Source organism: Flavobacterium hiemivividum, from assembly GCF_004349145.1.
GTDB lineage: Bacteria > Bacteroidota > Bacteroidia > Flavobacteriales > Flavobacteriaceae > Flavobacterium > Flavobacterium hiemivividum.
On the sequence record NZ_SMFO01000028.1, the window covers coordinates 1 to 2,053 of the forward strand.

General features: G+C 38.0%; 2 protein-coding genes. Both read right to left on the reverse strand.

Annotation, left to right across the window (positions count from 1 at the left end; translation table 11 throughout):
- Positions 1–305 (reverse strand): ATP-binding protein (locus E0F98_RS15930; protein ID WP_165929344.1); only part of this gene is annotated, 305 nt, incomplete at its 3' end.
- A 17-nt stretch (positions 306–322) separates the two neighbouring features.
- Positions 323–1,870, reverse strand: a complete 1,548-nt coding sequence (gene istA / locus E0F98_RS15935; protein WP_132113259.1) for an IS21 family transposase — start codon at positions 1,868–1,870, stop codon at positions 323–325.
- Positions 1,871–2,053: the final 183 nt, after the last annotated feature.

The window sequence follows — 2,053 nt, forward strand, 5'->3', positions numbered from 1 at the left end:
AACACGTTTTGGTTTTTGGTTACAAACTCACAATCGGCCAATCGCAGTACTTGCGTACGGTCTAAATTACGGGACACTTCAAAATTAAGACTTTCAATATTGGATTTGTAATGGAACCGTGCGTTTTTAATGCTTCGCTCGATACGTCTGTTGTGCCTTTCGTCCCATTCCGAATCGATGAGCATAGATGTAAACTGATCAATGGTGTAGTGGTCAGTTTTGCCACTTTCAATGGCAGTTTTAAAGGCATTGTGCATGCCATTGAGCTTCATTAGCTTCATTTTTGTTACTGTTGCTTCATTCATAATTAATTGATTTTAATTTATTTAAAGTAATTTTTCCCTCGGATATTATCGTGCTGGGGCAATTCTAAATCGGTTTCTGATTCGAGATCAATTCGATCTAAATTGTTTTCTAAAATGTTTTGGATGGTTTTATAGTTGTATATTTTGTAATCTAATGCTCTTTTGCAAGCGTTGATTAAGCGTTGTTTCCCTACCTTCTTTTCAAAAGATAAAATGCCTAAACAAGATTTATACGCCTGTTCAGGATGGTTTTTACTGTCGATTATTTTCATGATAAATTCCCCTACACTTGGATCAATTCCACTTGCCCAATCTAAAAAACGCGATGCACTCCAGTCGGCTACAAATTGATGGGTGCTGGCCATATGGTCTGGGTTTGTAGTATAGACGTAAGGCTTATAATGCCTTGGATGTGTGGCAATACGATTGTATTTATAATAGATTTCAATGGTGGATTTAGTGTAAAGTAGTTTGACTTTTTTACGCAAATATTGATACGGAACGCTGTAAAAATTCTTATCTACGCTCAACGATACATGTCCGTTTTGCATTACTGTGGCAAAGGATTGGTACTTAATCTCGAAGCGTTCTTGGGGAAGTGGGTTTAATTCCTTTTTCTCATCTTCGGTAAATAATTCCAATCGGGAGTACGGGCGTGCGGTGAGTTTCCTTTTGTTATGCACCTCAAGAAGGTTCCAAATTTGCTCATTAAGTTGGTCAAGGCTAAAGAATTTCTGTTCTCTTAAATGCACATAAATCCTTCTGTATAATATCTTTACAGCTCCTTCTACTAACGACTTATCCCTTGGCTTGTAAGCTCTGGCAGGCAATATAGTGGTTTGATAATGTTCTGCAAAGTCGGCTAAAGTTTCGTTGATGGTAGGTTCAAAACGACTGCTTTTTATCACAGCCGATTTTAAATTATCGGGAACAATGGCCGCTGGGGTGCCTCCAAAAAACCGAATAGCATTTTCGACAGAAGTTACAAAATCTTCTTTTTGTTGGCTCGTCGAGGCTTCAGCATAAGTGTACTGACTGGCTCCTAAAATCGCCACAAAGAACTGTACTTCTTTGATTTCACCGGTGTCTTCATCGATTATGGAAAGTGTTTTTCCAGCATAATCCACATACATTTTATCACCTGCCTTGTGGTTCATGTGCATCACGGGATTTACCCGATTGCTCCAGTTTTTAAAGTGGTACCTGAATTGAGAACTCTTGAGGCCATCGGGGTTTTCTTTATAATATTCTTCCCAAAGATGTTGCACTGTTACCCCAACTTTCTTGAGGTCACGCTCCATTTTAGGAAAAAAGGAATGGAGTTTTTCCAGCATAGGATTGGTAGATTCCAGTGTAGATTGTGAAAATAAATCTTCTAAATCAGCATCTGATTTCTGTTCAAGGTCTTCCACATTTAATCCCAAGGCATCAAATAAGGTAATGTATTTCTTAACTGTATTTCTGGAAAGCGAGAGATAATTGCTAATAAAGAGCTTACTCTTACCGCTACAATAGAATTTTAGTGCTTTTCTAATTTTGCTCATGTCTGTTAGTTTATTGGCCATAAATCCGTCGTTTTTTTAACGAATTTAAGGGCTAACAACATGAAAAAAGTAGTTGTTTTTTAGGTGGTCACTTTCAACTGGAATCAGGTGGTCAGTTTGCTCCGGAATTGGGTGGTCAATTTCAACCGAAACAAGTGGTCAATTTACACTGGAATTGGGTGGTCAATTTGACCGTTTTTTCCA

Coding starts and splice junctions, on each gene's coding strand:
- istA (WP_132113259.1), bottom strand. CDS start 1,870: ATGGCCAATAAACTAACAGACATGAGCAAAATTAGAAAAGCACTAAAA.